Below are 26,026 nucleotides of genomic sequence, written 5' to 3'. Positions count from 1 at the left end.
CGTACCCAGCGAATGGCTATAATAGGATGTTGCAGGGTACATCCACCTAGAAGGGGAACACGAAGCCACCTTCCAGATCGAAAATGAAAGGAGCCATGATGGCGGTTGGTTGGTCCAAAGACGGGGCGGTGCAGGATCAGATAGATGCCACGGTCGAAGCCGCCGTCGAATTAGCTAAGAGCCGGTTACCGGCTGGTGAAAGCCGGGCTCACTGTGAGGAGTGTGAGGCTGCCATTCCGGAAGCGCGCCGAAAAGCACTGCCAGGAGTCAGATATTGTGTTGCCTGCCAGGCGGAGCTCGAAAAGAAACTGAAGGCGGCTGCGCTCTACAACCGGAGAGGTAGCAAAGACAGCCAGCTGAAGTAACAGGAAAGCCTCGGGGGGAGATGCCCGATTCCAGACCTGACCGGAGCATTATTCGACCTTGCAACATTGCAAGCCTGACCCCAGCCTTTGCCCCTTCACGAATTGCGAGCCGCCGTCCTACTTCGCCCCTTTTGTAGTTCCATCACTCATAGACGACCGCAAGGGTTGGCGAGATCCCGGACACGGGAGCATGGTCGATACCGGCCGCAGAGAATAGCGGTGAGATGGTGAAATCACTCGAGGTGTGAGAACCGGCATCAAGGGAGACGGTGGCAAACTCGCCCACTCCGAAGCCGGCAGGGTTTGAAGTGGTGATAGTGAAATTGAGGCCGCCACCGAAATTACTTCCATTACGAGGCAAGCCGAACCACACATTACTTGTCGAGCCCGGCATGGCGACACCGGAAACCTGTACTACGGAATCTGGAACTGAAAGGTCGGGATTGAGTCGTGGTTGAACTCCCTGTGGCATGGCAATGCTGATGGAGATGCTGGAGATGGGTTCCGACGGTAGCCCGGTCGTGGAAAGTTTCAGCACCGTTTTCTGGTTACTCCCCCCTTCCCCACCACAACTCGAAGCCAGAGCAAGGAGCATCGCCAACAGGGCGGCTTTTAAAACGAGTTTCCCAGTGATCCCCAGCTTCATCGCACCCTTCCTATCTACTAGCACCCATCTCCCCTCAAAAAACCTTAGGGGGCAGGTCTGGAACTTGACACCCTTTTCCGGTTTCCAGACTGACCCCCTCGAATTACGCTAGATACCAATATCTTCGTTCCAAACTGCGGGATTCTCCCTGATGAAGCGTTGCATTAACTCGATGCATTTCGGATCTTGAAGCACCTCAACCTCAACACCTCTTGCGCGCAACAGGTCTTCTTCACCCATAAAAGTTGAGTTCTCTCCGACGATCACTTTGGGTATGCCATACAGGAGGATCGCTCCACTGCACATGGAGCAAGGTGATAGAGTCGTATACAGGGTGCATTGCCGATAAACATATCCTGGCTGCCGCCCTGCATTCTCCAACGCATCCATCTCCCCGTGAAGAACAACACTTCCTTCCTGGACCCTGCGGTTGTGCCCCTTTCCGATAATTTTTCCGTCGTGAACCAGGACCGATCCTATGGGAACTCCTCCTTCAGTCAGCCCTTTCTCGGCCTCCTCGATGGCGGCACTCATAAACATGTCCATAAATTATCTCCTTCCAGGCAAACCTAAAGCAGTTTCAAGCCCTCTTCAAGCTCCCTGCTGTCAATCAGCCACCGGTCCAAATGGACAAGTGTCGCCCCTTCTCGCCTCGTCTGGAACTTGACACCCTATTCCGGTTTCCAGACCTGGCCCCCTTGAATTCTACGTCAGCAACTTGAGAACTTGAAAGCCTGTCCCCCCATTGCCTGTCCTTTATCACAGTACCCGAGGACAGGCGATCCTTTTCAGGGCATCGAAGCTGTAGTTGGGAGTACAGAAGTTATGAACCCCCTGGATTTCTAGCTCCTTTATGAGCTTGCCCGTGCTGTCGTATCTGGTCTGATGGAAAAGCTGGATCCCCCTGGTGAAAACGGACTCGTCGGCAACGAATTCGTCTGCCGCACAGAGGACAACTATGCTCTCCTCCATAGCGTAGGTGGATCCACACGTTGCATCGGAACCATCCGATGGCCGTAACGGTTGGGTGAGCTTTACCAGCGTTTTCAGCTTGTAGGCGTTGTGGAATGCCGGCTCCGGCGCTGTCGTGTCGATGTAAATGCTTCCCGGAACCGACGCAGCGCCAAGCACCTCTTTCCATCTCGGCCGGACGCCCTGCCGTGCGCTGCTGAAATGGCTGCGGAGGTAGTAGATCTCCTTCACTTTGGGCGAGGCCGCCGGATTGTTGCCGGCCGCGTCCGCCACCCTGTCGATGGTCGACTGGGCCAGGCGCTCGAGCAGATCCTGCGGACATCCCTGATTGGCCGCCAGATCCTTCATGATCAACACACTTCTCGTCCCCGCCAGTGCCGACATGACCTGGGGTGAAGTGCCGGGATTGGACGCCAACGCCTTGAACGCCTCTGTGATCTCCCTTTCCGCATTGACACGACGGCTGCGGTCGAAAACGGCTTTTAAAATGGCCGGGGTTACCTGGGGGTATTTCGCAAAGGCGATCAACGGCGCGGGGCTGGTGGCAGACGAGATGATTCGGTCGATGATGTTGGGAGGGAGCTCTGGCAACGTGACGAGGGCGCAGATGGCCCTGTCGCCGTAATCTTTGCGGCTGAAGGTACTCTCGTAGTACTTTTTGTATTCTTCGTCCGACATTCCGCTCGGCTTGTCCAGGGTTACCGAGTCGACTGCCTCCAGGTGTTTTCCGCTGAAGAGGTCAAGCATGGCATCGAGGAGTCTTTCCTCGAGATGAGGCTTTTCAGCCGCGATTCTTCTCTCGAGCAGACTGATCTCCTCGTCGGCCACCTCGGGAGCGGAAAGCTTGGGATGCTTCGCCTTGAGCTCCTCCGCTCTGATGGTGCCGGCAAAGACTTTACTCCAGAATTCGTCGATCGCTTTCAGCTCCGCCTGGTGCTTGCGATTATCGATCCCGACCTGCATCGAGTGGGTAGCGCCCTTGTACAACCTGGAGACGGTCTGGTAGTTGGCCAGCAGCAACAGCGCCAGGCAGTTGAAGATCATGACGCCACGGGTGGCCCACTTGGCCAGCGCCATCACCCCGGACGAGATGCACAGCAGGATGACGGCATAGATCGCGTAAAAGAAGCGGAAGGAGAGTCCACCGCCGACAGTGAACTGGCTGACGACGACTACCACGGTGACATGGGTGGCGAAGGCTGGACCGAAGATGGTTTTTTTGAAACTGACCGCGGCACCGTAAAGGGCGATGACCCCGTTGGTGAAGAGCACCAGCATTACCAGCAGGATCCCGGTTCCGATGTCTCCCTTCTCGCTTATGAGGTGGCTCCCCGCGAGGATGCCACCCATCATTCTGACCAGCGGTAGGCAGAGGATAAGGGCGGCCAGGCAGCCGGTGACCAGTTGAGGCCAACCGGGTGGCTTTACCGGCTTCGCCGGCGCCGGTGCTTCAGGCTCCGGGAGGGGAGCCGGCGCGGCGGCCTGCTCCTCCAGCACTTTCGATTGGGAGGCACGTGAGGCGTACTTGGCGAAGATGAGTCCGCAACGGGCGCATACCGCCGCTCGCTCCTGCTCGTGGTCGCACTTCGGGCAGGTCATCCTCGGATCGGGGGCGGGATCTGGCGAAGCGGTGAGTGCTAGGGGGAAAGAGGTCTTGCACCTCGGGCAGTTGACCGAAGCAGAATTGTGCGGGATGTTTGATTCGGGCACCTCGGCAGCAAACCCACACGAGGGGCAGGTGATCTTCATGTTATCCCCCCACGTGGGACTTCTTTAGGACCAGGCTTCGAAGGTTTAAAGTTAACAACCGCTTCGTCAGCAACTTGAGAACTTGAAAGCCTGTCCCCCCATTGCCTCTGGAAATCTGCCAGCTTAGATTGCAACATTGCAAGCCTGACCCCAGCCTTTGCCCCCAATTAGGAGCGTCAACGAAGCGGAGACGAGTCCTCGGGCAAAGCAATAGTCGAAGTTGCTTCCGCGATCTGTTCTGGGCCTCCCTGAGGCGGCCAGAGCCCAGCAGCATAAAACTTCGCGCGGAGCGCCGCGCGTTGTTCCAGACTCTCGAAGCCCCAAATATGGGTAATCCGTGGCGGCCCGTCCAGCGAGTACATGTTAATGACGAGATGACTGGTGTACTCACGGGCTGGCTTGATTGCCTTTTTCCAACCGGCAAGGGTTGGCGGCAAGCCGCCCGGTTTCAGATGGTAGGTGCGGAACTCATAGATGCCGCCCATGGGCCTGGGTTGAACGGGAGGCAGGAAGGGGAATGGAGCATAACTTTCCATGCTCAACGCGGTTACAACGCCACCCGCGTGGAATGGATCGACGCTCAAGAGCGCACGACGACGCTCGGCTGCCAACTCTTCTGCGGTCTCAAAGCCGCGCAACAGCAAAAGCCGCCCGAGTTGACCGATCTCGGTTCGCCAGCTACCGAGAAGCTCGCCTGCCGCATCGTCCTCGCCTATGAAAGCGCGCGCGCCGTCCCACGCCTTAGACAAGGACAAGAGCGGGCAAGAGAGGGTCGTGAGTTCGTAGATAGTGTGCATAATATCTCCATCATATTTCATCGAACCGAAAATCAGAACGCTATTCGACTACATCGACTATCAGGCCTATGTGGGAGGCATAACGTAGTGGGAGCGCACCAGAGGAAGGCCATCGGGTCAGGCTTGCATAGTTTCAAAGTCGTTAGCTGAGATTGCAACATTGCGAGCCTGCCCCCAGCCTTTGCCCCCTCAGTCTTCTGTTGGAGAATACTTGGTAGCAAAATCAACATTGCTTAAGACGAGGAGGTCTCGGAAAAGCTGCTTTTGCTCGCTGTGCGCCAACTTCTCATAACGTTTGACGAAATCTTTAACGTATTGTCTACGTCCTTTCCAGTACAGAAAATCTTGGTCTACAAGATGAATTCCATCCTTGACGACCTCTTCCGGCAAGTGACGGAGAGCGGATTCTGCCGCGGGAGCGCCATGCCAAGAATCAGAATCAGCTTGGTCAAGCAAAGCTACAATATAGTCTCCTCTAAGTTCGGAAGGTATATCAAGAGCGTGATCAACTAAAACAGGGACAAGTGCGTTTACTTCGTCATACTGATCACGACCAACAACATTAATTAGCTCTTCAAAGAGACTGGATCTAACTTCAGGAGAAGCGGCTAAAAGGGTTTCCTGTGTCACGTATCTTAGAAGAGTAATCTTTGAGTCCAAATCGCCAAATAATGACACATTTCTAGTCATGCTCTCTACTATAAGACAACGTTCCTGATCAGGAACAACATTGGAATTGGCGATTCGCGCCAAAACAGGAATTGTAATTTCATTGTCTTCCCCAGATATGAGCTCATCCGAAACTTGCCTTAATAGTTCGTCAATTACATAGGCTCTGTCAGCCTGTGAAAGCAACTGTAGCTTCCGCGCTGGAGACTCTAGTCCACCACGAGATGACAACACCTTCATCAAACGTTGTCCTTCAGCAGACGGCGAAGGAGGCGGTGATGAGGCCGGCAAATCAACAAAGCTTGTATCCCCAGCATTTTTTCTGGCCTGTGAAGCAACTACCTGAGCGTAGAGAGTCCCGCTTTCCACAAGTTGATACACACGATCCCTGCGGGCTTTCAGTTCATTCACAGAAAACTTATTCCCTTTTGGATGCTTATCACTGTACGCCCCGATCTCCTGATGACAATCAAAACAGGTCGGTATACCATTTTCTTCATCACAGCTTCCACCGGCATGTTCATCTACAATATGCGCAACTTCGATGTTGGTGCCACACTGCTTCAAACATAAGCAACACAACCTTCCGCACCGGATAAACATTCTAGCTTTAGTTTCGGAATTAAACGGCATTTCGTCTCCCTTAAATTTAGGGTCTTCAGCAGAATCTGTAAGGGCCTCGGGTAGAGTAGAGAGCAGGGAAACTAAGGGGTCAGGTCTGGAACTTGACACCCTATCCCGTTTTCCAGACCTGCCCCCTCGAATTCACGTGCCTGGTTGTATCCAGTCCTTTGGATTTAGCTGCGCCACTGTGGTCGCGAATTTGTCCTCGAACTTTCCTGCATCCGGGTTCTTGCTCTTCATAAGGACGTTGATCTCTTCAGCGAGCACCGAGGCGACCGCGTGGACAGCGTCATGACGGGGCACACCTGCACCCATCAGGCGAGTGATCGCATCAACAGTCGGCGCATTGGCTTCCGCAATCCTATTCTCGACGATGACGTGGAAACCTGCATGGAGCGTCACATTCGGCAGGGTTATGTTGGCAGAGTTGTGATGATCTTCCACAAGCTTCATGCGAATTTGCTCGTCCAAAGCGAGCCATTCCGCAGGCTCAGGTGCGCATCCTGGATCGTATTTCACATATCCCCCCTTTACATTCAGGCAATATTCCGCTCACAACTTAATAAGATACCTACGTCCCCTCCGGCTCTCCTCCCCATTGAGATTCAACATTCAAGACTTGCCCCCCAGGCTTTCCCCAAATCTGTCAGCTTAGATTGCAACATTGCAAGCCTGACCCCAGCCTTTGCCCCCATGCCGTTCTCCAAAATGGTTAATCAGGTATTGGTGCAGGTGAAGGCCGACGCTCAAACTCCATTTCTTTAGGTTTATCGAAGACACTTTTCAAGGATATGTATATGAGGGCCAACCCTGCTGTGGCTATGTGGATATTGAATCCTGACATCTTTTGAAGAAGAGAAGGGTCGAATGCCGATAGTAAAAGGGCGAAACCGGTCGGGATGGCGCTTGCAGCCATACCCCTAATTAAGAGATCTTCCAACCTCAACTTAGCACCCGCATGAATTCTAACGATTGCAGTTACCGTGAAGGCGATAATTGCACATGTCACGGCAGCTTCGTTAATATATTGGAGGATAGCAACCATCTATCTATCCTCCTTTTTGATAATGTTATAACCTACAGCTGCGCCAATTATTGCAGTAAATAGCTTTACTACCTCGTTGATATTTTCTGGATGGTAGAACCACTTATGGAAGGAAGAAACCATTTTTGAGAAGACCATTGTTCCGGAAAATAACTCATAGGTGCTAACAAACAAAGAGATTCCACCGATTACAGCTCCTAAAAGACTAATAAAATAACTATTCTTTTTTAGTCTCGCAACCTCGTCTTCTACTGATTTATCTAATTTTGCGTGTTCAGTCATCTCATTCTCCCTTCTTTTTGTTGCTGTACTCAGCATTTCTTTCTGAGAAATTCAAAGCGACGTACTTGACATTTGAAGACCGCTTTGACACGGCCTGGAACCGAAATTTCTGGTCCGCGAAAGGCGGAAAGTGCCGAGATGAGGCTGTCAAAACGGCCTAGATCCTGATGGGTGACTTGATGTAGATGAGGCTGACATCGAAATAGAAAGAAATAACGGCAACGGTACGGATGGCGGTAACTGCAAACGACAAAGCAAGGAAAGGTAATGTTCTTGTTTAGGGGAGTTTTTTGCCCTTGACCGACAGCCTTTAATGGGTGACCCCCTCGAATTTCTGCTGCCGACGCCTTCGACGTCCCCTCTGCGTCTTCACCAGTTGATTCAGCAAATGAGCAAAGGTAGCAGACCCATCTGGAACCGAGATAGTCGCCGCTGCTCTCTCTAAATATTCCGTCAACTCATTATCTGTGAATACAGTCTTTGCATGAAACGCTATCACAAGATTCACTAGGTGAAATTAATCAATTAGAATTACCTGCCGCTCTGGAGCTTCAATTGATAATTTAATCTGTAGCTGCTCGTCATCGGACAAAAAAGGCTTCCAATCATTCCTCTTCATGCCGGTCTTGTTTCCCCCCGTGTGCCATTATTTTTTATCTTTTGGTGTTGCTGGTGATACTTTCAGTATACTCCCAAGTAGTTCCAGGGAACGTTCACGCAAAATTGTCTCAGCTTCAGCACAAGTTGACATTTCTACAAAGGCAAAGTAGGGCCTTTTGTCTATGTCAGTGACAGTTCCGTAATTACTAAAGAATTCGTTTATTTCCTTTTTATTGCACTTGCTTGGTAGGTTGGCCACATATAGCCTTCGACCTGACGCAGGTTGTGGCGATAATTGCTTTAAACCTTTAGTTTTTATTTCATTGCCACTGACTGTCGAATCATCCCACATTCTTTCAGTTAACTTAGTTGGAAGTTTATTTTCGTCAATCACTTGAATGAACACTAATAATTTAGTAAAATGCGTAATACTTAACTCACTTTTATAAATGTTACCCTCAGGAAGACGTGACGTGATGTTTTCTATGAACTTTGTATCAAACATTCTGATTGGTCCTATTGAACGTATGGCCGAAAAAATATCAAGTAAACTTTTTTCAATAACTTCAGGATCATGGACAGCAATGCGTGGTAACTCTCTTTTGGACATTTTCTTGTTAGCTGCAAGTCGGTTTTTCTCGCTTTTTGCCATTGCGTTGTAAATAAGCCCCTTCCAGTGGGCCTGTTCAAAAATACTTCTATACACATCCCAATCAACCAGATTTAATGTGTCATATATCTGCTGAGGAGAAATTTTTTTTCCTGCCTTCCCCAACAATGCAATCAACATCTCCTCTCTACTCAGCTTGATAGGTTTAAATCCATTAAGCCATACCTGATCAGCTTCCGAAAAAACAGATCTGTGGCGGAGGGTGATAGAAAAGGTTCCGGGCACTGACTTGAGTTCGGGCTGAACAAGATCTGATTGCATCATTAATTGAAAAATGCGCCTCATTCCCTCACCCATTTCTCTAACGTAACCTATTTCCTTTAAAGTTCTCGCAATTAAAGCATTTCGAGATTCGTGCCTTCCGGAAAGCTTTCGCAACTCATCAACTTTAATAGTTGACAATAAACTGCCAGGTGATTTGATTTCCATACGGTCATCGTAGATAAATATCTCAATTCCTTGACCTTCAATGCTATAATCTCTGTGTACGACGGCGTTGATCAATGCCTCTTTGCACGCATCTTCCGGGTACATCACCTGCTCTTTAAACAAAGTATCTGGAGTTAATTTTGTCTCAACCAAATGCGGTCTAAGTTTTTCCCACGCCGAATTGATGAGTTCGAGAATGTTTCCTCTTGCAACCTCGTCATAGGTTACATTGTATTCCCTTCCGGTCTTCATCTCGATTCCACGTACTCGAACTACCCGTACCTGACAACGAGGGTGCCAAAGAGATACATCCTTCGCAAAGAGGAGAAGCGCTGCTCGTCGTAGTTTTAAAAGGCCCATTCCGTACTCGGCTAGACCTAAGTATTGAAGGCATTTTTCGGGTGACATTTTTATTATGTACTCAGAAAGGTTTCTTACTGAATCTAAATTAAGATCAAGAACCTCAGCGCGATCAACAAAAGATCGATCGTACTCGCGAGAAAGTTGTTCTTGCCTCTCAAACTGTAAATGCATTGCTGAAACAGGACAATTTTCCCTATCTCTTCGCTGCATGCACTTGCCGTCGCTCGTTTGGTGTACAGTTACAGTGCTTTTATCAATGGAGAAGTAGAGGATCGTTTTATCTTCAATCGCAATAGTTCTCGCTATAGCACCCACCAACGGAGTATCTTTATGCACTCCAGTTTTAGGGATGGCCAAGAGGTTACCAATTATTTCATCCCTATATCCTATGCCTGTTACTGTACCGTCATCCTCAACACCTATAAGAAGTTCACCACCTTCAGCATTTGCAAAGGAAACCAAAGTTTCGCTTATATCTTTTGCAACTGACTTTGAATCCCGTGGCTTTTTATTGTCAGGGTGCCCCTCCCAGGCGCTTTTAAACTCACGGAATTGGCTTTCGCTCAATTCTATTGTCCTCTTTATACGTTCACTTAACAGCAACGGGTCCATACACCTTCTCCTGTGTTTGATGCTTGCTGGATTGAACACCACCCATGCGTTTCATGGTGTTTCCATCTTGTCGGTTGAACAAACGCCAAATAGGCCCGAAAGTCTTTGCGATTTAACTGCACGTATTCAGCGAGGCAGATTAGAACAAAGCTATTGGTATTTTGCAAGGCAAAACATAGGCAAATTTCCTGATAGCCTCCTGGCTCAGGTACAAAAAAGGGCGGCCCTTTCGGGGCCGCCCTTTGACGAAGCGCCTATTTCTGCGAGAGTCGGTGGACGCAGTCTACCATGTAGATGGCGTTTTCCGGTGGGACGGTGGGAAGGATGCCGTGGCCTAGGTTGAAGATCAGGCCGGGGCGGCCGGCGTTTTCGTCGAGCACCCTTTTCACTTCGCGCTCGATGATTTCCTTCGGGGCGAACAACACGGTCGGGTCGAGGTTGCCCTGGACGGCCATGTCGCCGAGAATGTCACGGGCTTTGCCGAGGTTGATGTGCCAGTCGAGGCCCATCACGTCGCCACCTGCCTGCTTCACGATCTCGAGCATGGTGCCGGCGCCTTTAACGAAGTGGATGACGGGGACGTTGGTACGGTTCAGGCCGTTGATGAGACGCTGGGTGTAGGGGAGGACGTAGCGCTCGTAGTCGGCGGGGGAAAGCATGCCTCCCCAGGTGTCGAAGATCTGGATGGCCTGGGCACCGGCGGCGATCTGGGCGTTCAGGTACTCCATGTCCATGGTGGTGATCTTCTCCATCAGGGCGGCGTACACTTCCGGCTCGGCGTACATCATCTTCTTAAGGGCGGCGAAGTCTTTGGAGCCTTTGCCTTCAACCATGTAGCAGGCGAGGGTGAAGGGGGCGCCGCCGAAGCCGATCAGGGGAACCTTGGTGGCCAGGGCCTTGCGGATGAGTTTCAGGGCCTCGAGCACGTAGGGGACGTCGGTCTCCATCTTGGGGATCTTCAGTGCTTCGACGTCGGCCATGGTGCGGATCGGCTTTTCAAAGACGGGGCCAGGGGTGAAGTCGAGTTTCATACCCATCGGCTCGATCGGGGTCAGGATGTCGGAGAAGAGGATGCCGGCGTCGACACCGAGGATGTCGACCGGCTGGACGGTCACTTCGCAGGCCAGCTCGGGGGTCTTGCACAGTTCGAGGAAGGTGCAGGTGGAACGAACGCGCATGTAGTCGGGAAGGTAACGGCCGGCCTGACGCATCAGCCAGACAGGTACTACGTCAACGGGCTTCCCCCAACAGGCGTCGAGAAATCTAGTATTCATTGAATATCCCTCCTTGGTTTAAAAAAAGTACAAACGATAAAAGCGGATAAAAGCACAAAAAGCAAAAGCGAATAGAACGCGGATGACGCGGATGACGCGGATTGTGCGGATTTACGCGGATTTACGCGGATAAATCTAAATCTTTGGGGTTAAAACAAAATCTGAACCTTGATAGAACACGGATGACACGGATGTTACGGATAAAGGCGGATCAAGCAAAGGCTTTTAGGGGAACACCTGGGTCTAGGCCTTAAATCTTGGTTTAACCCTAAAAGCTTTGGGTTAATCCGCGGGGATCCGCTCAATCCGCGTCATCCGCGTTCTATGGTTCGCCTTACTTCTTGTCCTGCTCGCGCTGTACCTTTATCGGTACGTAGTTGCAGAACGGTTCTTCTTCCATGTAGTCGCCATGCACGGCATCGGCTCTCGCCCGGCAGCCACCACAGACGTTGATGTACTCACACTGGCCACACTTGCCTTTGTAGGCTTTGAAGTTCCTCAGATCTTTGAAGATCTCGCTGTTCTCCCAGAGCTCTTTGAACGGGGTGACTTTCACGTTCCCGGCGGTCCTGTGGAAGTAGCTGCAGGGCTTCAGGTTGCCGTAGCAGTCGATGAGACAGATGGTCTGGGCGGCGATGCAGCCCTTGCCGCCGCCGGTGGAGAAGGTCAACGAGCGACGCTCGAATTTCTCGCCTTCGGCTTTGGCTTTCTGCGGCACGATCCGGTAGTAGTGGGGCGCGCAGGTCGGACGCATGAGGATGTCGTCTTCCATCTTCTCCTGGTGGTAGTGCCAGTCGAGGATCTCTTCGTAGTCTTCTTTGGAGATCAGCTCGTTCATGATCTCTTCGCCACGGCCGGTGGGGACGATCATGAACATGTACCAGGCGGTGGCACCGATGGACTTGGCGACTTTGAAGGTGGCGGCGATGTCGGTCTGGTTACGCTTGGTGAAGGAGGAGTTGACCAGGAACTTCTGGCCGTGTTTCCTGAAGAGCTCGGCCGCGCGCATGACTCCTTCGAAGGAGCCCGGGCACTGGCGGAAATTGTCGTGGGTCTCGGCGGTGGAACCGTCGAGGGAGAGCGACACCATCTTGATGTCGGCTTTCTTCATCTTCTCGCAGACTTCGTCGGTGACGAGCGCGCCGTTGGTGGCCATGCACATACGGAGCCCCATCGAGGTGCCGTACTCGGCCAGTTCGAAGATGTCCGGCCTCATCAGCGGCTCGCCGCCGGAGAGGACCATGACGGGTTTGGAGAACTCGGAGATCTCCTTGATCAGCTTCTTACCTTCTTCGGTGGTGAAATCCCCCTCGGACGAGGTCAGCTCGGAGGAGCAGCGGCAGTGGACGCATTTGAGGTTGCAGCGCTGGGTAGTTTCCCAGGCTATCCATTTGGGCACAAACTCTTCAGCCATCTATTTTCTCCAATGTCGTCCTGGATGGCGCGGCGTGCGGCGGGGGGCTCATAGACTTGGGCAGGGAATGGTATTCGCGCCAAAGGTTCTGGCTCTGCAACAGGAGCGCTCTCTCATCCGGCTCACCCCTTCTGGGTGGGCTGATGACCAGGGTAGAAGTTTAACGCAAAGATTACTATGAAAGGGGTTTATAACTCAAGAATAATCGCTGAAAGGCGTTTGCCACGGAGACACGGAGGAAACCGGAGAAAAGAAAAAGGCTTTAATCTTTGTCACGGAGGAGGTCGGAGAACTTCTGAGAACCCTTTGCCACGGAGACACGGAGTAAATCTGAGTGAGGCAAATGCCTAACAACAAACTTTTGGGGAGGGCCAAATCAAAGACTTTCCGTCTTTAAGTCACCCCCCAGTTTTGGTGTCTCAGATGTTCTCCGTGTCTCCGTGGCTATGGTTTTCTCGGACGTTCTCCGTGTCTCAGTGGCTAAATCAGATTTTCTCCGTGGCTACTCGGACATTTTGCGGTTGAAGGTGTAGACGGCGATGGCGAAGAGGAGGGCGGCGGTGAGGACGAGATTGATCAGGTAGGGGAGGGGGACGGTTCCGAAGAGGAGGGCGTCGCGTGCGCCTTCGAAGACGGCGGTGGTCGGCAGGAGCTTGATGATCGGGAGGATCATCGCCGGATAGGAGGAGAGGGGGAAGAAGATCCCGGCCATGAAGATGAGGGGGACGATGACGACGGAATTGACGCGGCCGATGTTTTCCGGCTTGTCGATGACGGTTCCGCAGATGGTCCCTAAGCAGGAGAAGGTCATGGAGGAGATGGCGATCACCAGGAGGTAGAGCGGGAGGTGCGCGTAGTCGATCCGGAAGGGGGTCAGGAGGGCGATGACCAGGAAGACGACGGCGCCTTTGATGGAGCCCTGGGAGAAGCCGGAGAAGATCTTGCCGATGACGATGTCGTACACGGTGACCGGGGTGGTGCGGTATTCCTCGATGGTGCGCTGGACGCGGCGGTGGAACCACATGCTCCAGGCGGATTCGTCGAAGGCGGCGTTGACGGCGGTCATGGAGATGAGGCCGGGGGCGATGAAAAGGGAGTAGGGGACGCCGTCGACGGCGTTGATGTAGCCTTTGAGGCCGTAGCCGAAGGCAAGGTAGAGGGTGAGGGGGTAGGCGACGACGGCGATCAGCTCGGAGAGGATGCTCCGGCGGAGGACCAGCATGTCGCGACCCCAGATTGATATCGCACCTTTGAACATTTATCGGCTCCGTAAAGGACGATGGAACACGGATGACACGGATGGAACGGATAAAGGCGGATCAAGCCTACAAAACTTTTGGGGTACAGCGTAAAGCTAAACATAACCGGAACGCGGATGACGCGGATCGGGCGGATTTACACGGATTAAACCTTAAAGCTTTGGGGTTAACCCTAAACCTGGGAACACGGATGACACGGATTTTTACGGATAAAGGCGGATCAAACTAAAAACTTTGGGGGTTACACCTTAAACCTAAGCATAACTGAACGTGCTTTTGCAGTATCCGCGGTTATCCGTTCAATCCGCGTCATCCGTGTTCTATGGTTTTGACTTCCGTTCCGGTTTCAGGTTTTACCCTAAATAGGTTTTGCCGTATCCGCCGTTATCCGTCCAATCCGTGTCATCCGTGTTCCATGCTTTGTCTCTGCCTTTCGCCTTTGCCGTATCCGCGGTGATCCGCTCAATCCGCGTCATCCGCGTTCTAATGCCTCTGGTTTATCCGCCTTTATCGTTACTCCCTTATCTTCTCCCCGGTCAGGGAGATGAAGACGTCTTCCAGGGTCGGCTCTTTTAGACAGATCTTCCGTATCTCCGCGCCGGACAGGGCGTCCATCATCTGCTTTATGTACCGCTCGCTCTCCAAGGTTATCCGGTAGGTCTCTTCTATCTTCTCGACGTTTCTCACGAAGGGGAGGGCGCGGATCACTTTTTCGTACTGTTCGCTGTTCTCCCTGAACTCGACTTCGTACACGTGGGCTCTGGAGAAGGCTTCTTTGAGCTGGGCGGCGGTGCCGTCGGCGAGGGAGACGCCGTGGTCCATGATCATGATCCGGTCGCACAGCATGTCGGCCTCGTCCATGTAGTGGGTGGTCAGAAAGACGGTCATGGTCTTCCTGAGGCCGCGGATGTAGTCCCATACGCCGCGCCGGGACTGGGGATCGAGGCCGGTGGTCGGCTCGTCCAGAAACAGGACGCGGGGCTCGTGCACGAGGGCGCGGGCGACGATCAGGCGGCGCTGCATCCCGCCGGAGAAGGTGTCGGGGAAATCTTTCTGGCGGCCGGAGAGGCCGGTCATCTCCAACAGTTCGTCGATGCGCCGGTTGTACTCGGAGGAGGGCATGCCGTGCAGACGGGCGTGGAGGATGAGGTTTTCCCGGGCGGTCAGGTAGCGGTCGAGGTTGTTTTCCTGGGGGACGACGCCGATGACGCTGCGGACGTTTTTGCCGGCGGTGGTGACGCTGTAATTCTCGACGAAGGCGTCGCCGGAGGTCGGACGCATGAGGGTGGTGAGGATCTTGATCAGGGTGGTCTTGCCCGCGCCGTTGGGGCCAAGGAGGCCGAAGACGGTGCCGCGCTCGACTTCGAGGTTGAAGCTGTTGACGGCGGTGAAGTCGCCGTAGGTCTTGGTTATTTCGTGCAGGCGGATGGCTGGGTGCATGGTTGAAGTTTACATGGAAATCGGGGACAAGGCGAATGGGTCAAAATCTGGAACTATGAACCTAAACCAGGGGAACACGGATGACACGGATGGAACGGATAAAGGCGGATTAGACAAAAACTCTGGGTTACACCTTAAGCAAAATCAAAATCGGAACGCGGATGACGCGGATTGGGCGGATTTACGCGGATTAAACCCGAAAGGCTTTAGAGTTAAGGCGAAAACATGGGAACACGGATGACACGGAAACTACGGATAAAGGCGGATCAAACACATGCTATGGGGGATACGTCAAAATCGTTAAAGATCCTGACTTCGGGGTAACCCTTAAGCCTTTGATTTATCCGCGTTGATCCGCTCAATCCGCGTCATCCGCGTTCTATGGTTTTGCCTATAGCGGGAACAGGAGCGAGAAGGTGCTTCCTTTCCCTTCTTCGCTTTCGACCCACACGGCGCCTTGATGGACTTCCATGATCCCCCTGACGATGGAGAGCCCCAGGCCGCTTCCTTTACTCATGAAGGCGGTGGTGCCGGAGGTGTGGTGCTCGATCTCTCCCACGCCGTAAAACTTGTCGAAGATCCGCACCCGCTCTTCTTCGGGGATCCCGATCCCGGAGTCCTTTACCTGGAAATGGTAGTAGGTGCCGGCCTGGGCCAGGTTCCCCGGGAAGTTCGGGTAGAAGTGCTTGAGGGTCTTCACCATGCTCTTCACCTGGTTCGACTTGACCTTGCTGCCGGTCAGCTCGACGGTCCCGCCGTCGGGTGTGAACTTGATGGCGTTTTCCAAAAGATTCTTCACCGCCAAAAGCGCGAAGGCCTCGTCGACCGGGACCGGGCTCTCGTCTCCGGATACGTGGACGGCGATGTGCCGCTCGGAGAGGGGGAGGATGAACAGGTCGTGCGCCTCGCGTGCGAGCTGCACCAGATTGACGGGACGCTTCTGCGGGCTAGTCCCCTGGGTCTCGATCCGCGAGATGGAGAGGAGATCCTCGACGAGCTTTCTTAGCTGGGAGGCTCCTTCGTACACGGAGGCGAGGATACTGTGCTGTTCCGGGGTCATCTGCAGGCCGGAATACTTCAGGAGGAACTCGGATCCCCCCATGATGGAGGTGATCGGTGTCTTCAGCTCGTGGGAGGCGATCCCGATAAAGTTGTTCTTGGCGGTGTTGAGCCTCCCCAGCTCGAGGTTGGCTCTCCTCACCTTCTGCAGGTTGACCTTCAGCTCTTCCTTGCTCCGGTAGAGCTCGTCGGCCTTTTCCTTCATCTGGTCGTACAGGTTGTAGTTCTCCACCAGGACCGCGTACTGCCCGGCGATGGAGGAGAGGAGAAAGACTTCGCGGGGATTGAACACGCGCTCGGAGCGGGTCCCGACCGTCATGGCCCCGACCACTTCCTGGCCGACCATGATCGGCACGCAGCACCAGGAATGGATCCCCATCTCCTTGGCCTCGCCCCGCGCCTTGGGCGGGAACCGGTCGTCGGCACCGTCCCCCTCGAACGGTTTCCCCTTCTGGGTGAGGTGACTCCACTGGCTCGTCTTGGGGAGCGACTTCATGGCGGCGTCCATCCCGGCGGAGAGGCCGAGGGAGCCCTGCATGGCCAGCCGCTCCTTGCGGTAGAGATGGATGAAGGAGAATTCCATCTGCAGCATGTTGTGCAGCTGGAAGAGGAGCTCGCCGGTCAGCTTCGCGAGCCCCTGGGTGTACTTGAGCTTGAAGGCGACCGCGTACATGGTGAGGAGCTCGCGGTCGGTGGTCCGCTTTTCCTCTTCGACTTCGCGCCTCTTGGTGATGTCCTTGATGATGAAGACGTAGCCGCTTCGGCCGTGCTCGAACTTCATCGGGTAGCTCGCTACGTTGTACCACCCCTTCAGGTTCGGGAAGGTGACGTCCTCCTCGACCTCGTTCCCCATCATGTGGACGAAGCGGAAGACTTTCTGCTCCGGTTCTCCCTCCCCGAAGAAGATGGCGTCGATCCAGCGCCCGAGCACCTGCCCGTAGCCGCCGAAGTAGTCGCTCGCCCTGCGGTTGCACCGCTCCACGATCCCCTCGGAATCGGTGATGAAGATCAGGTCGGAGACCGCGTTGAAGACCGCCTCCCACTCGGCCTTGGCCCGCACCACCTCTTCCTGGGTGGCCCGGTGTACCCGCCGCTCGGAAGCCTCCCTGAGCTCCCGCTCGACCACGGGGATCAGGCGGGTCAGGTTGTCCTTCATGAGGTAATCGTGGGCGCCGGACTTCATGGCGGCGACCGCGAGGTCCTCGCCGACCTTGCCGGAGATGATGATGAAGGGGAGATCCTGCCCGCTGTCGTGGAGCACGCGCAGGGCTCCGAGCGCGTCGAAGCCGGGGAGATGGTAGTCGGAGAGGATGACGTCCCAGTTGTCGGCCTTCAGCGTCTCCCGCATCTGGGGCGCGCTCTCCACCCGGCGGTGCTGGGGCTGGTAACCTCCGCGCTTCAACTCGCGCAAAAGGAGCATGCCGTCTTCGGGGGAATCTTCGACCAGTAGGACCTTCAGGAGTTTGGACATCGTGCTGCCTTGTTCTCGTTATTGCGGTGCAGGAAGGGTGAAATAGAAGATGGCGCCTTTGCCGGGTGCGCTCTCGGCCCAGATCCTCCCGCCGTGGCGGCGGACGATCCGCTGGGCCACCGCAAGCCCCACGCCGCTTCCTTCGAACTCGTCGGCGCGGTGCAGCCGGTGAAAGACGGAGAATAACTTTTCCGCGTAGGCCATGTCAAATCCTGCGCCGTTGTCGCGCACGAAACAGACCAGTTCCCCCTCCTTCTCCGCGGCTCCGAACTCGATCCGGGCGCTTTCAGTCTTGGAGGAGAACTTCCAGGCGTTGTCCAGAAGGATCTCCACCAGCTGGCGGGCCAGCCGGGGATCGGCCTGCACGCTCACCCCTTCCGCCACGTCGATCTCCACATCGCGGCCGGGGAAGCGGTGCTTGAGCCCCAAAAGGTAGATCTGGGCCTGGACGCTCAGGTTCACCGGCTGCCGGTCGAGGTCGGTGCGGGAGACCCGGGCGAGCTGGCCGACCGCCTCGAGAAGCTGCGACATCTTGGCGGCGGACTGGCCGATCCGCACCAGGTATTCGCGCGCCTGGGGGTCGAGCTGCGGGGAGAAGTCGTCCAGGATGGCCTTGCTGAAGCCGTCGATGTGGCGGATGGGGGCCTTGAGATCGTGGGAGAGGGAGTAGCAGAAGGTTTCCAGCTCGCGCTGGGAGGAGTTGAGCTCGGCGGCGCGATCGGCCACCTGGCGCTCAAGGTCGGCTACCCGCGCCTCGCGTGCCTCGCTGATGGTGACGAGCTCGGCCGTTTGCCCTTCGAAGGTGGTGGAGTGCCAGCGAAGATCGACGCCGAAGAGGGTGCCGTCTTTCTTACGGTGGCGGTCTGAGGAGACGCGATCGCCGGTTCCGGGGGGAATGGTGCCGTCCGCGGCGGTAAGCTGGCGCAGAGTACGGTCCATAAGTTCTTCGCGGCCGTAGCCGTACAAAGAGAGGGCCGCACGATTGGCTGCCAGCACTCTGCCGTTTTCCCCGCACAGTACTAGCATCGGTTGCGGGTTACCGTCGAAAAGTTCCCTGTAGCTTCCGTCGCTCAGGTTTGTCATGGTCGCCCCCGGCCATATCAGATAGAAACGATAACAGGAAACACAGAGGAGGGCATCGCCCGCCTTCAAGCGCTGTGAGCGCCGCACTGCTTCTCTGCCTGAGAGTTAACGTATCTGCCGTCTGCTAAAGCGTACCATAGATTCTACAACACAAAGGGGGATAATGAGAATACTTTTTTAGAGTATTTTACTTTTATGACAGATGCTTCTTTTTTGACCCAACTTTTACGGGGTGAGGCGGGTGGCCGGTGTGAGCACAGGGGGGGACCCTGGTGGCCGCTTTCTAACTGCAAATCCCCCCTGCCCCCCCTTTGACAAGGGGGGGACCTAGTTTCCGGGTTCAACTTTAAAAGGTTTTCGCAGTATCCGCGTAAATCCGTTCAATCCGCGTCATCCGCGTTCTATCGCCGTTGACCTTGATTATTCTTCCGGTTCCTCGGGGAGTGCGGGGAGGATGATGGTGAAGATGCTCCCCTCGCCCAGTTTGCTCTTGGCCCAGATGAAGCCGTTGTGGGCGTCGACCGCCTTCCTGCAGAAGGCGAGCCCCAGGCCGGTCCCCCGGGTCTTGCCGAGCCGCCGGTTCCTCGCCTGCACGAAGCGGTCGAAGATGGTCCCCAGCGATTCCTCCGGGATACCCACCCCGGTGTCCCGCACCTGCATCCGCACGAAGGCCCCTTCCCTGGGAAGTTCCCGCTCCTGGTAGCTCTCCGGCGGGATCTCGCCCACCACGGACGCCACGTCTTCCACCAGGTCGAGCGCCACTTCTATCTTGCCCCCCTGCGGGGTGAACTTCACCGCGTTGGAGAGGAGGTTCCCCAGCACCCGGTTGATGGCGCTACGGTCGACGGAGACCGACGGGAGCTCGGCGGGCGCCGTGGCGAGGAGCTTGATCTCGCCGCGCTGGGCCACCGGCTGCGACTTGGCCACCGCCTTGGCTGCCAAAAGGGTCAGGTTCTCCTCGCGGAACTGGAGCCGCATCTTGCCGGCCTCGAACTTGTGGATGCCGAGCAGGGTGTCGATCATCTCCACCATCTCCTCGCACGACTCCACCGCCGCCTCGAGGTACTCCACCTGCTCACCGTTGACCGGCCCGAGCTTCGCCTCGCGCACGAGGTCGATGGACCCAACCACCGCGGTAATGGGGGACTTGAGGTCGTGGGAGAGCATGGAGACGAAATCCTCCTTCTCCTGCTCGAGCTCCTTGAGCTTGGAGATGTCGCGGATGATCTCGACGCTTCCCACCACTTCGCCTGCGCTGTTACGCAGGGGGGCGGCGGAGGAGAGGACCGGAATCTCCTTGGTCCCCGCCCTCATCGTGTAGGCCACGTCGAGGCAGGGCTCGCCGGTGCGGAGCACGGTCCGGCTCGGGAGCTCCCCACCCGCCACATCGGCCCTCAAAACGTCCTCGAGGATCTGCCCGGTAAGCACGCAGCCGCCGTCGCAGAGCACCTTGGCCGCCTGGCGGCTCGCCGTGATGATTCTCCCCTCGATGTCCACCGCCAAAAGGAGGTCGGCCATCCCGTGCAGGACCGCCTGCATCTTGAGGCGCTCCTCGTCGAGCTGGCGGGCCAGGCTCTCCTTCTCCTTGCGGGTCCGGTCCTGGGCGATGGCGCGCTTGACCTTCTGGAGCATGTCCTCGGTCTCGAACGGCTTGGAGATGTAGTCGAGCGCCCCCTTCTTCATGGCGTCGACCGCGATGTCCTCGGAGCCGTGGGCGGTCATCATCACCACCGGGACCTTCTCCCCCCCGATCCTGCCGAGCACCTCGAGCCCGTCCATGCGGGGCATCTTGATGTCCAGGAGGATGAGCGAGAAGGCTTCCCGGTCCAGGGTCTCCAGCGCTTCCACCCCGTCGCGGGCCCTCACCGTCTGGTAACCGGCGTCCTCCAGCTGAAGTTTAAGAATGAGGGCGATGTCCGCCTCGTCGTCAACGATGAGTATCTTATCCCTGTCCATCGGTTTCCCCCATGACCGGCACCGTGAAGCTGAAGGTGTTCCCGTACTCCTTGGCTGCCGTGTAGAAGATCCGCCCGTGATGGCGGTCCACGATTTCCTTGCAGATGGCGAGGCCCAGTCCGGTCCCCCCCTTCTGCCGCTCCGTTCCCCGGATCTGCTGGAATTTCTTGAAAAGCTTGTCGCGGTCGTTGGGCTCGATCACCTTGCCGCGGTCGGCCACCGAGACCACTACGTAGTTCCCCTCCCGCTCGGCGGTCACCATCACCACCTTTCCATCCGGCGAGAACTTCACCGCGTTGGAGAGGAGGTTGGTCATCACCTGGATGAGACGGTCGCTGTCGCCGTAGACGTGCGGGAGATGCTCGCCGACCGTGTTGACGATGGTGATCCCGCGGCTCATGGCGTAGGACTTGATCTCCTCGACCGCGTAGACCGCCACCTCGCCCAAGGCGAGCGGGCGGAAGGTGAAGAGCATCCCCCCCGATTCGATCCCGGAGATGTCGAGGATGTCGCTGATCAGGCGGATGAGCCGCTGGGTGTTCCGGAAGCATACCGTCAAAAGCTGCCTTTCGGTATCGGTCAGCCACTTGCCGCGGTTCAAAAGGAGCTGGAGCGACCCCTTCATCGAGGTGAGCGGGGTCTTCAGCTCGTGGGAGACGGTGGAGATGAAGTCGGTCTTCATCCGGTCCACCTGCTGCTCGACGCTCACATCCCTCATGGAGACGACGATGCCGCCGAACTCCTCCTGCTCGTCGTTGAGGGAGCAGAGGTAGATCTTGAACGGTTTCCCCCGCACGGACATGTCCACGCTGCTCCCTCCCCATGCCTCGGGGTCGCGCAGCTCGCGGATGCGCCCGATCAGCCCCTCGAAACCGCCGAGCTGGCATACCCTCTCGATCGCCTGCCCGATCACCCGGTGGGGGACCAGTCCGAACATCTCCTGGGCGGCCGGGTTATAGAGCACCACGTGGTTGTCGCGGTCGGTCACCACGACCCCCTCGGCGAGCGAGGTGAGCACCGCCTCGAGCCTCCCCATCTCCATGGTGAGGGCGGAGGTGCGGTCGGTGACCTTCTTCTCCAGCTGCTCGTTGAGATCCTGGAGGTCGCCGGTCTTCCTGTTGATGATCCGGTCCCGGTCCCTAAGGGCCTGGGCCATGGTGTTGAAGGAGGTGGCCAGCACCCCCACCTCGTCGGACTGGGTCTCTTCGACCCGCTGATCGAAATCGCCGCGCTCGATGCGGCGGGCCTTGGCGGCGAGCTCCCTCAGGGGGCCGGTGAGTTTGCGGGAGGCGATGAAGGCAAGCCCGAAGGAGGCGATGATGCCGAGGATGGCGGAGGCCATGATGTTGTCGAGGCTCTCCTGCCGAAGCTTCCTGAAGCGCTCCATGGAGACCGCCACCCCGAGCGATCCCACGAATTCCCCGCGCGAGTTGAGCAGCGGATCGACCGCGGTCTCGTACTGGATGCCGTCGATGGTGGTGTCGCCGCGGAAGATCTCGCCGCGCTCCAGCGAGTCCATCACCCGGGCGTCGAGATGGTAGGAGCTCGCCTGGCTTTGGGGAAGCGAGGAGGCGATCCTCATCCCCCGCTGGGTGATGGTCACCACCACGTCCGAACCGAAGACGTCCTTGAGCTCGGTGGGGAGGTTCGGGTGCCGGTTCATGATGTCCCCGGTAACCACGCAGCCGAGGACCTGGCCGCTCTGGTCGAGGATGGGAACGGTCACCGTGACCACCATGGCCTCGCCCCCGGCCCGCGCCCCCCCGCAGAACCCGGTCACCCCGGCCCGGCAGAGGAGGGGGGCGGGAATGAGCTCGGTGGAGGTGATCACCTTCTTGGCCGCCATGGCCTGGTCTACCACCCCGGGGAATTCCACCGTCTGGCCGGCCGCCTTGCCGTCCATCCTGGCGAGGATCCGCTTGTTGCGGTCGAGCACCACCATGAGGTCGAGGAAGGGGAGGACCGTGTGCCACTTGTTGAGCCGCACGACCAGCGCCCCCTTCTCGCGCCCGGCGAGGTGCGCCTGGAGCGTGTTGGAGAGCGAGGACTGCAAAAGGGTGTACTTGACGATGTCGGAACGGTCGCTGAACTGGCTGCGGGCGAACTTCAGGTTGGCTTCGAGGCTCCGCTGCGACTCGTTGTGGAGCGAAGCGGAGAGGGTGTTCATGGTCGAATAGAGAAGGGTGGAATAGGAGAGGAGAAGGATGGCGAGGATGGACAGAAGCAGCTTGGTTCGTATGCCAAAACGAGGTTGCATCGCCATCCTTTGTATTTACTGATTAGTCACGATCTGCCGCCCCTCGGGATCCCGGGGAAAGGCAAGGCCCCCCCCTTGTCAAAGGTGGGGGCAAGGGGGACTTACCGTAGGATCGTCCCGCTTACTCCGCTTTGAGGTTACGGGTCATCAGTTCCAGCACCGCTTCGCGGGCCGGCTTGTCTTCGTAGAGCATCTGGTACATCTTCTCGATGATCGGCATCTCCACCTTGAGCTTTCTCGCCAGGTTGTAGGCGGACTCGGTGGTCTTCACCCCTTCGGCCACCATCCGCATCTCGCCCAGGATCTCGGAGAGCTTTCTCCCCTGGCCGATCTGGATGCCGACCGAACGGTTGCGGGAGAGATCGCCGGTGCAGGTCAGCACCAGGTCCCCCATGCCGGCCAGCCCCGCGAAGGTCGAGGCCTGGGCTCCCATGGCGATCCCCATGCGGGTCATCTCGGCGAGCCCGCGGGTGATGAGGGCGGCCCGGGTGTTGCACCCGAAGCCGAGGCCGTCGGAGATCCCGGCGGCGATGGCGATCACGTTCTTGATGGCCCCGCCGAGCTCGACCCCGGTCACGTCGTCGTTACGGTAAACCCGGAAGAAGCTGGTGGTGAAGGCCTCCTGCACGCGGCGGGCGATCTCCTCGCTCTCGGCGGCGGCGGCCACCGCGGTCGGCATCTCGAGCGCCACCTCGCGTGCGAAGCTCGGGCCGGAGAGGGCGGCGAAGCGGGCGTAGAGCTCGGGAGGGAGGATCTCTTGATAGATCTGCGAGACGGTGTCCAGGGTGTCGACCTCGATCCCCTTGGAGGCGGAGACGAAGACGGCATCGGTGGGGATGAGCGAAACCGATCCCCCCATCACCCGCCGGACCAGCTGGGAGGGGACCACGCAGAGCACCATGGTGCAGCCCCGGTACGCCTCGGCCAGCTCGTTGGTGAAGGAGAGCTTCTCGTGGAGCTTGATGCCGGGGAGGAACATGCTGTTCTCGCGGGTTGTCCGCATCTCCTCGACCAGCTCGGGCTCGTACGCCCAGAGCGTTACCTGGTGACCCCTTTTGGACAAAAGGTCGGCCAGGGTGGTCCCCCAGCTACCGGCCCCTATGACTGCTACTTTCTCGTGGTGGTGCATGGATGCCTGTCTTCTCCGGAAAAGCTGGTGAATTAAGAAAAGAAAAATCCCCCCTGTCCCCCCTTCGCCGAGGCTTCAGCGGACACATCGCAAAGGGGGGAACCTTGAGGGAACCTATGGGCGGGAGGCCGGTATGCTGCTCGCACCCGGCGTTCCCCATCCCACGGCCCCCTTCCTCAACGGGAGGGGGCGGGAGGGAACATCTTGTTACTGGCGCTCTTCCCGCGGAAGGAGGGTGAGCTCCTCCTGCTGGGCCAGCGCCTCGCGGGCGATTTCCAGGCTTTCGATGGCGAAGGCCCGCAAAAACGGATGGAGATGATGGGGGAGGGGATTGTTGTCGAGGCTCTCGGCCAGGGACACCATCCTCCCTACCAGGTTCGGCTTTCTCCCGCAGCGCCGCATCAGGTCGGCGGTCAAAAGCATCCGCTCGCGGATCAGTTCGACTTCCGGGGTCAGAAGTTCGCGGCAGAAGCGCTCGAGCACCTTCTCGCGGTCGGCGCCACCCTGGTACTCCTCGGCGTACGGCTGCACGCGCTCGCCCGCCAGGAACCAGCCGGAGAAGAAGGGATCGCCGAAGATCTCGCGGCAGGTCTCCTCCCCCTCGGCGAAGCTCAGCCGGCGGCCGTTATCGGCGCGGCTGAAGACCGGGACGTAGGGGATCGGGGAGAGTTCGGTGCCGGAGAACATCCCGCGCCTCATGTAGAAGTCGGCCGGGAGATAGCAGAGTTCCTTGCTCCAGAAGAGGGCGTCCCGGATCAGGTCAATCACGTAGGAGGGATCGACCGGGAGCAGGTCGTCCTGCACGCTGAACCCTTCCACCTCGGCCTTGAATCCCTCCTCGTCGAGGTTGGCGGCCCCCCAGGCGGCCAGAAGGCCCCTTCTCTCGTGGACCTGCATGTAGAGGGCGGCGAGTTCGCCGTCGCCGGTCCAGCGGGAGATCATCAGCGAGCGGTAGCCGTCCCCGTCCGGGGGAGTGGCGTAGCCCGCGTGGTAGCCGCCGATCGGCTGGGAGGAAGGGGCTGGGATCCCGAGGAAGGAGAGTCTCCTGAGGTTTCGTTCGGTGCGGTCCGCGAACTGGGACGGGGCGTCGGCGAGGTAGCGGGAGAGGGCGCCGGCCGCTTCGGGGTTGCGGATCTTCCCGAGGGCATCGAGCGCCGCCCGGACCAGCTCGGGGTCCTCGTGCCAGAGCACCGCCTCCAAAAGGCGGCAGGCGTGCGGGTCGCCGGAGCTGGCGAAGCGGGAGATCATCCCCCGCTGGATCTCCTCGGGGTAGGAGAGGAAGTCGTCCAGGGAGCTGACGACACCTTCCTCACCGGCACGGACCGCTCCGTGGGAGACGTTTTCGAGGGGATTGCTGATGCCGGCGAACTCGATGCCGCGGAAGGGGGGGGAGTGCACGTCGACGCCGTACCCTTCCAGCGCGATGAGGAGCGCCGTCTTCGCCTCGTCATTGAGGTCCCGGCGCTTGATGGCGATCTGGATCATTTCGTCGATCCAGCCGGAGGTTTCGAAGAAGTCGAGCAGGAACGCATACTTGGTGATCATCTCCCCGGAGGTTTCCCTCCAGAGCTCGCGCAGAAGCGGCCTCAAAGCCCGGTTACCCCCCTGACGCAGCCGGTGGCCGAACTGTTCCATCTCCTGCAGAGTCGCCCCGCATCCCCGGATCCGGTCCAGGATCTCCAGGATAGCCCGCCGCTCCCTGAGGGAGTCGTCAATCTTAGCAATCTGACCCATATCGCCCTTCACAACACTTCATTGCATTACTGCGCCGTCCAAAATGGTGTTAACAAGTCCCCCTTTTTCAAAGGGGGGGACCCGATGTCCCCGGAAGTCTCGAAAACTTCGCAAAGGAGGGGACCTG

20 protein-coding genes and 1 pseudogene are annotated in these 26,026 nt (G+C 57.1%); 1 reads left to right on the top strand and 20 read right to left on the bottom strand.

Annotation, left to right across the window (positions count from 1 at the left end):
* Positions 1 to 83 precede the first annotated feature (83 nt).
* A complete protein-coding gene (locus L4X63_RS04470; RefSeq protein WP_284694456.1) occupies positions 84 to 365 on the top strand; it encodes a DksA/TraR family C4-type zinc finger protein in 282 nt (93 codons plus the stop codon).
* 142 nt (positions 366 to 507) lie between these two features.
* Here the strand turns inward: L4X63_RS04470 and L4X63_RS04465 are convergent, their stop codons facing one another.
* From L4X63_RS04465 to L4X63_RS04375, 20 genes and pseudogenes are all read right to left on the bottom strand, one after another.
* Entirely contained in the window at positions 508 to 1,011 is a 504-nt protein-coding gene (locus L4X63_RS04465) for a hypothetical protein (protein ID WP_250677385.1), read from the bottom strand.
* A 108-nt stretch (positions 1,012 to 1,119) separates the two neighbouring features.
* A complete protein-coding gene (locus L4X63_RS04460; RefSeq protein WP_250677384.1) occupies positions 1,120 to 1,557 on the bottom strand; it encodes a nucleoside deaminase in 438 nt (145 codons plus the stop codon).
* Between the two features lie 213 nt (positions 1,558 to 1,770).
* Positions 1,771 to 3,582 carry a hypothetical protein gene (locus L4X63_RS04455; protein WP_250677383.1) on the bottom strand — a complete coding sequence of 604 codons (1,812 nt, stop codon included), beginning with the start codon at positions 3,580 to 3,582 and terminating at the stop codon, positions 1,771 to 1,773.
* A gap of 54 nt (positions 3,583 to 3,636) precedes the next feature.
* Positions 3,637 to 3,732 (bottom strand): annotated as a pseudogene (locus tag L4X63_RS23845) (zinc-ribbon domain-containing protein); the annotation flags it as partial.
* 176 nt (positions 3,733 to 3,908) lie between these two features.
* On the bottom strand, positions 3,909 to 4,529 hold the full coding sequence (locus tag L4X63_RS04450) for an NIPSNAP family protein (RefSeq protein WP_250677382.1): 621 nt from the start codon (positions 4,527 to 4,529) through the stop codon (positions 3,909 to 3,911).
* A gap of 189 nt (positions 4,530 to 4,718) precedes the next feature.
* Positions 4,719 to 5,831, bottom strand: coding sequence for an HNH endonuclease (locus tag L4X63_RS04445; RefSeq protein WP_250677381.1), 1,113 nt, complete (start codon positions 5,829 to 5,831; stop codon positions 4,719 to 4,721).
* 132 nt (positions 5,832 to 5,963) lie between these two features.
* Positions 5,964 to 6,341 carry a hypothetical protein gene (locus L4X63_RS04440; protein ID WP_250677380.1) on the bottom strand — a complete coding sequence of 126 codons (378 nt, stop codon included), beginning with the start codon at positions 6,339 to 6,341 and terminating at the stop codon, positions 5,964 to 5,966.
* Between the two features lie 193 nt (positions 6,342 to 6,534).
* Positions 6,535 to 6,867 carry a hypothetical protein gene (locus L4X63_RS04435; RefSeq protein WP_250677379.1) on the bottom strand — a complete coding sequence of 111 codons (333 nt, stop codon included), beginning with the start codon at positions 6,865 to 6,867 and terminating at the stop codon, positions 6,535 to 6,537.
* On the bottom strand, positions 6,868 to 7,149 hold the full coding sequence (locus tag L4X63_RS04430) for a hypothetical protein (protein ID WP_250677378.1): 282 nt from the start codon (positions 7,147 to 7,149) through the stop codon (positions 6,868 to 6,870).
* A 646-nt stretch (positions 7,150 to 7,795) separates the two neighbouring features.
* A complete protein-coding gene (locus L4X63_RS04425; RefSeq protein ID WP_250677377.1) occupies positions 7,796 to 9,823 on the bottom strand; it encodes an ATP-binding protein in 2,028 nt (675 codons plus the stop codon).
* Positions 9,824 to 10,077: 254 nt separating this feature from the next.
* Entirely contained in the window at positions 10,078 to 11,097 is a 1,020-nt protein-coding gene (hemE, locus tag L4X63_RS04420) for a uroporphyrinogen decarboxylase (protein ID WP_250677376.1), read from the bottom strand.
* A 334-nt stretch (positions 11,098 to 11,431) separates the two neighbouring features.
* Positions 11,432 to 12,511: a radical SAM/SPASM domain-containing protein gene (locus L4X63_RS04415; protein ID WP_250677375.1), complete on the bottom strand. Its 1,080-nt coding sequence runs from the start codon at positions 12,509 to 12,511 to the stop codon at positions 11,432 to 11,434.
* 502 nt (positions 12,512 to 13,013) lie between these two features.
* Positions 13,014 to 13,769: an ABC transporter permease gene (locus L4X63_RS04410; protein ID WP_250677374.1), complete on the bottom strand. Its 756-nt coding sequence runs from the start codon at positions 13,767 to 13,769 to the stop codon at positions 13,014 to 13,016.
* Positions 13,770 to 14,283: 514 nt separating this feature from the next.
* A complete protein-coding gene (locus L4X63_RS04405; RefSeq protein WP_250677373.1) occupies positions 14,284 to 15,210 on the bottom strand; it encodes an ABC transporter ATP-binding protein in 927 nt (308 codons plus the stop codon).
* A gap of 391 nt (positions 15,211 to 15,601) precedes the next feature.
* On the bottom strand, positions 15,602 to 17,740 hold the full coding sequence (locus L4X63_RS04400) for a hybrid sensor histidine kinase/response regulator (protein WP_250677372.1): 2,139 nt from the start codon (positions 17,738 to 17,740) through the stop codon (positions 15,602 to 15,604).
* Positions 17,741 to 17,758: 18 nt separating this feature from the next.
* The gene (locus L4X63_RS04395) at positions 17,759 to 18,823 is read right to left on the bottom strand and encodes a PAS domain-containing sensor histidine kinase (protein ID WP_250677371.1); all 1,065 of its coding nucleotides are present in this window, start codon (positions 18,821 to 18,823) and stop codon (positions 17,759 to 17,761) included.
* 420 nt (positions 18,824 to 19,243) lie between these two features.
* Positions 19,244 to 20,779 carry a hybrid sensor histidine kinase/response regulator gene (locus L4X63_RS04390; RefSeq protein ID WP_250677370.1) on the bottom strand — a complete coding sequence of 512 codons (1,536 nt, stop codon included), beginning with the start codon at positions 20,777 to 20,779 and terminating at the stop codon, positions 19,244 to 19,246.
* Complete coding sequence (locus tag L4X63_RS04385) at positions 20,766 to 23,036, bottom strand: ATP-binding protein (protein WP_250677369.1); 2,271 nt, start codon at positions 23,034 to 23,036, stop codon at positions 20,766 to 20,768. Before L4X63_RS04385 ends, L4X63_RS04390 begins: the two co-directional genes overlap by 14 nt.
* A 121-nt stretch (positions 23,037 to 23,157) precedes the next feature.
* Positions 23,158 to 24,165 carry an NAD(P)H-dependent glycerol-3-phosphate dehydrogenase gene (locus L4X63_RS04380; protein WP_250677368.1) on the bottom strand — a complete coding sequence of 336 codons (1,008 nt, stop codon included), beginning with the start codon at positions 24,163 to 24,165 and terminating at the stop codon, positions 23,158 to 23,160.
* A gap of 207 nt (positions 24,166 to 24,372) precedes the next feature.
* On the bottom strand, positions 24,373 to 25,899 hold the full coding sequence (locus L4X63_RS04375; RefSeq protein ID WP_250677367.1) for a HEAT repeat domain-containing protein: 1,527 nt from the start codon (positions 25,897 to 25,899) through the stop codon (positions 24,373 to 24,375).
* Between the last annotated feature and the right edge of the window lie 127 nt (positions 25,900 to 26,026).

It is taken from the genome of Geomonas sp. Red32, assembly GCF_023652955.1.
Lineage (GTDB): Bacteria > Desulfobacterota > Desulfuromonadia > Geobacterales > Geobacteraceae > Geomonas.
The sequence above is the reverse complement of the archived record's forward strand: the minus strand, read 5'-3'. Positions and strand labels throughout refer to the sequence as shown.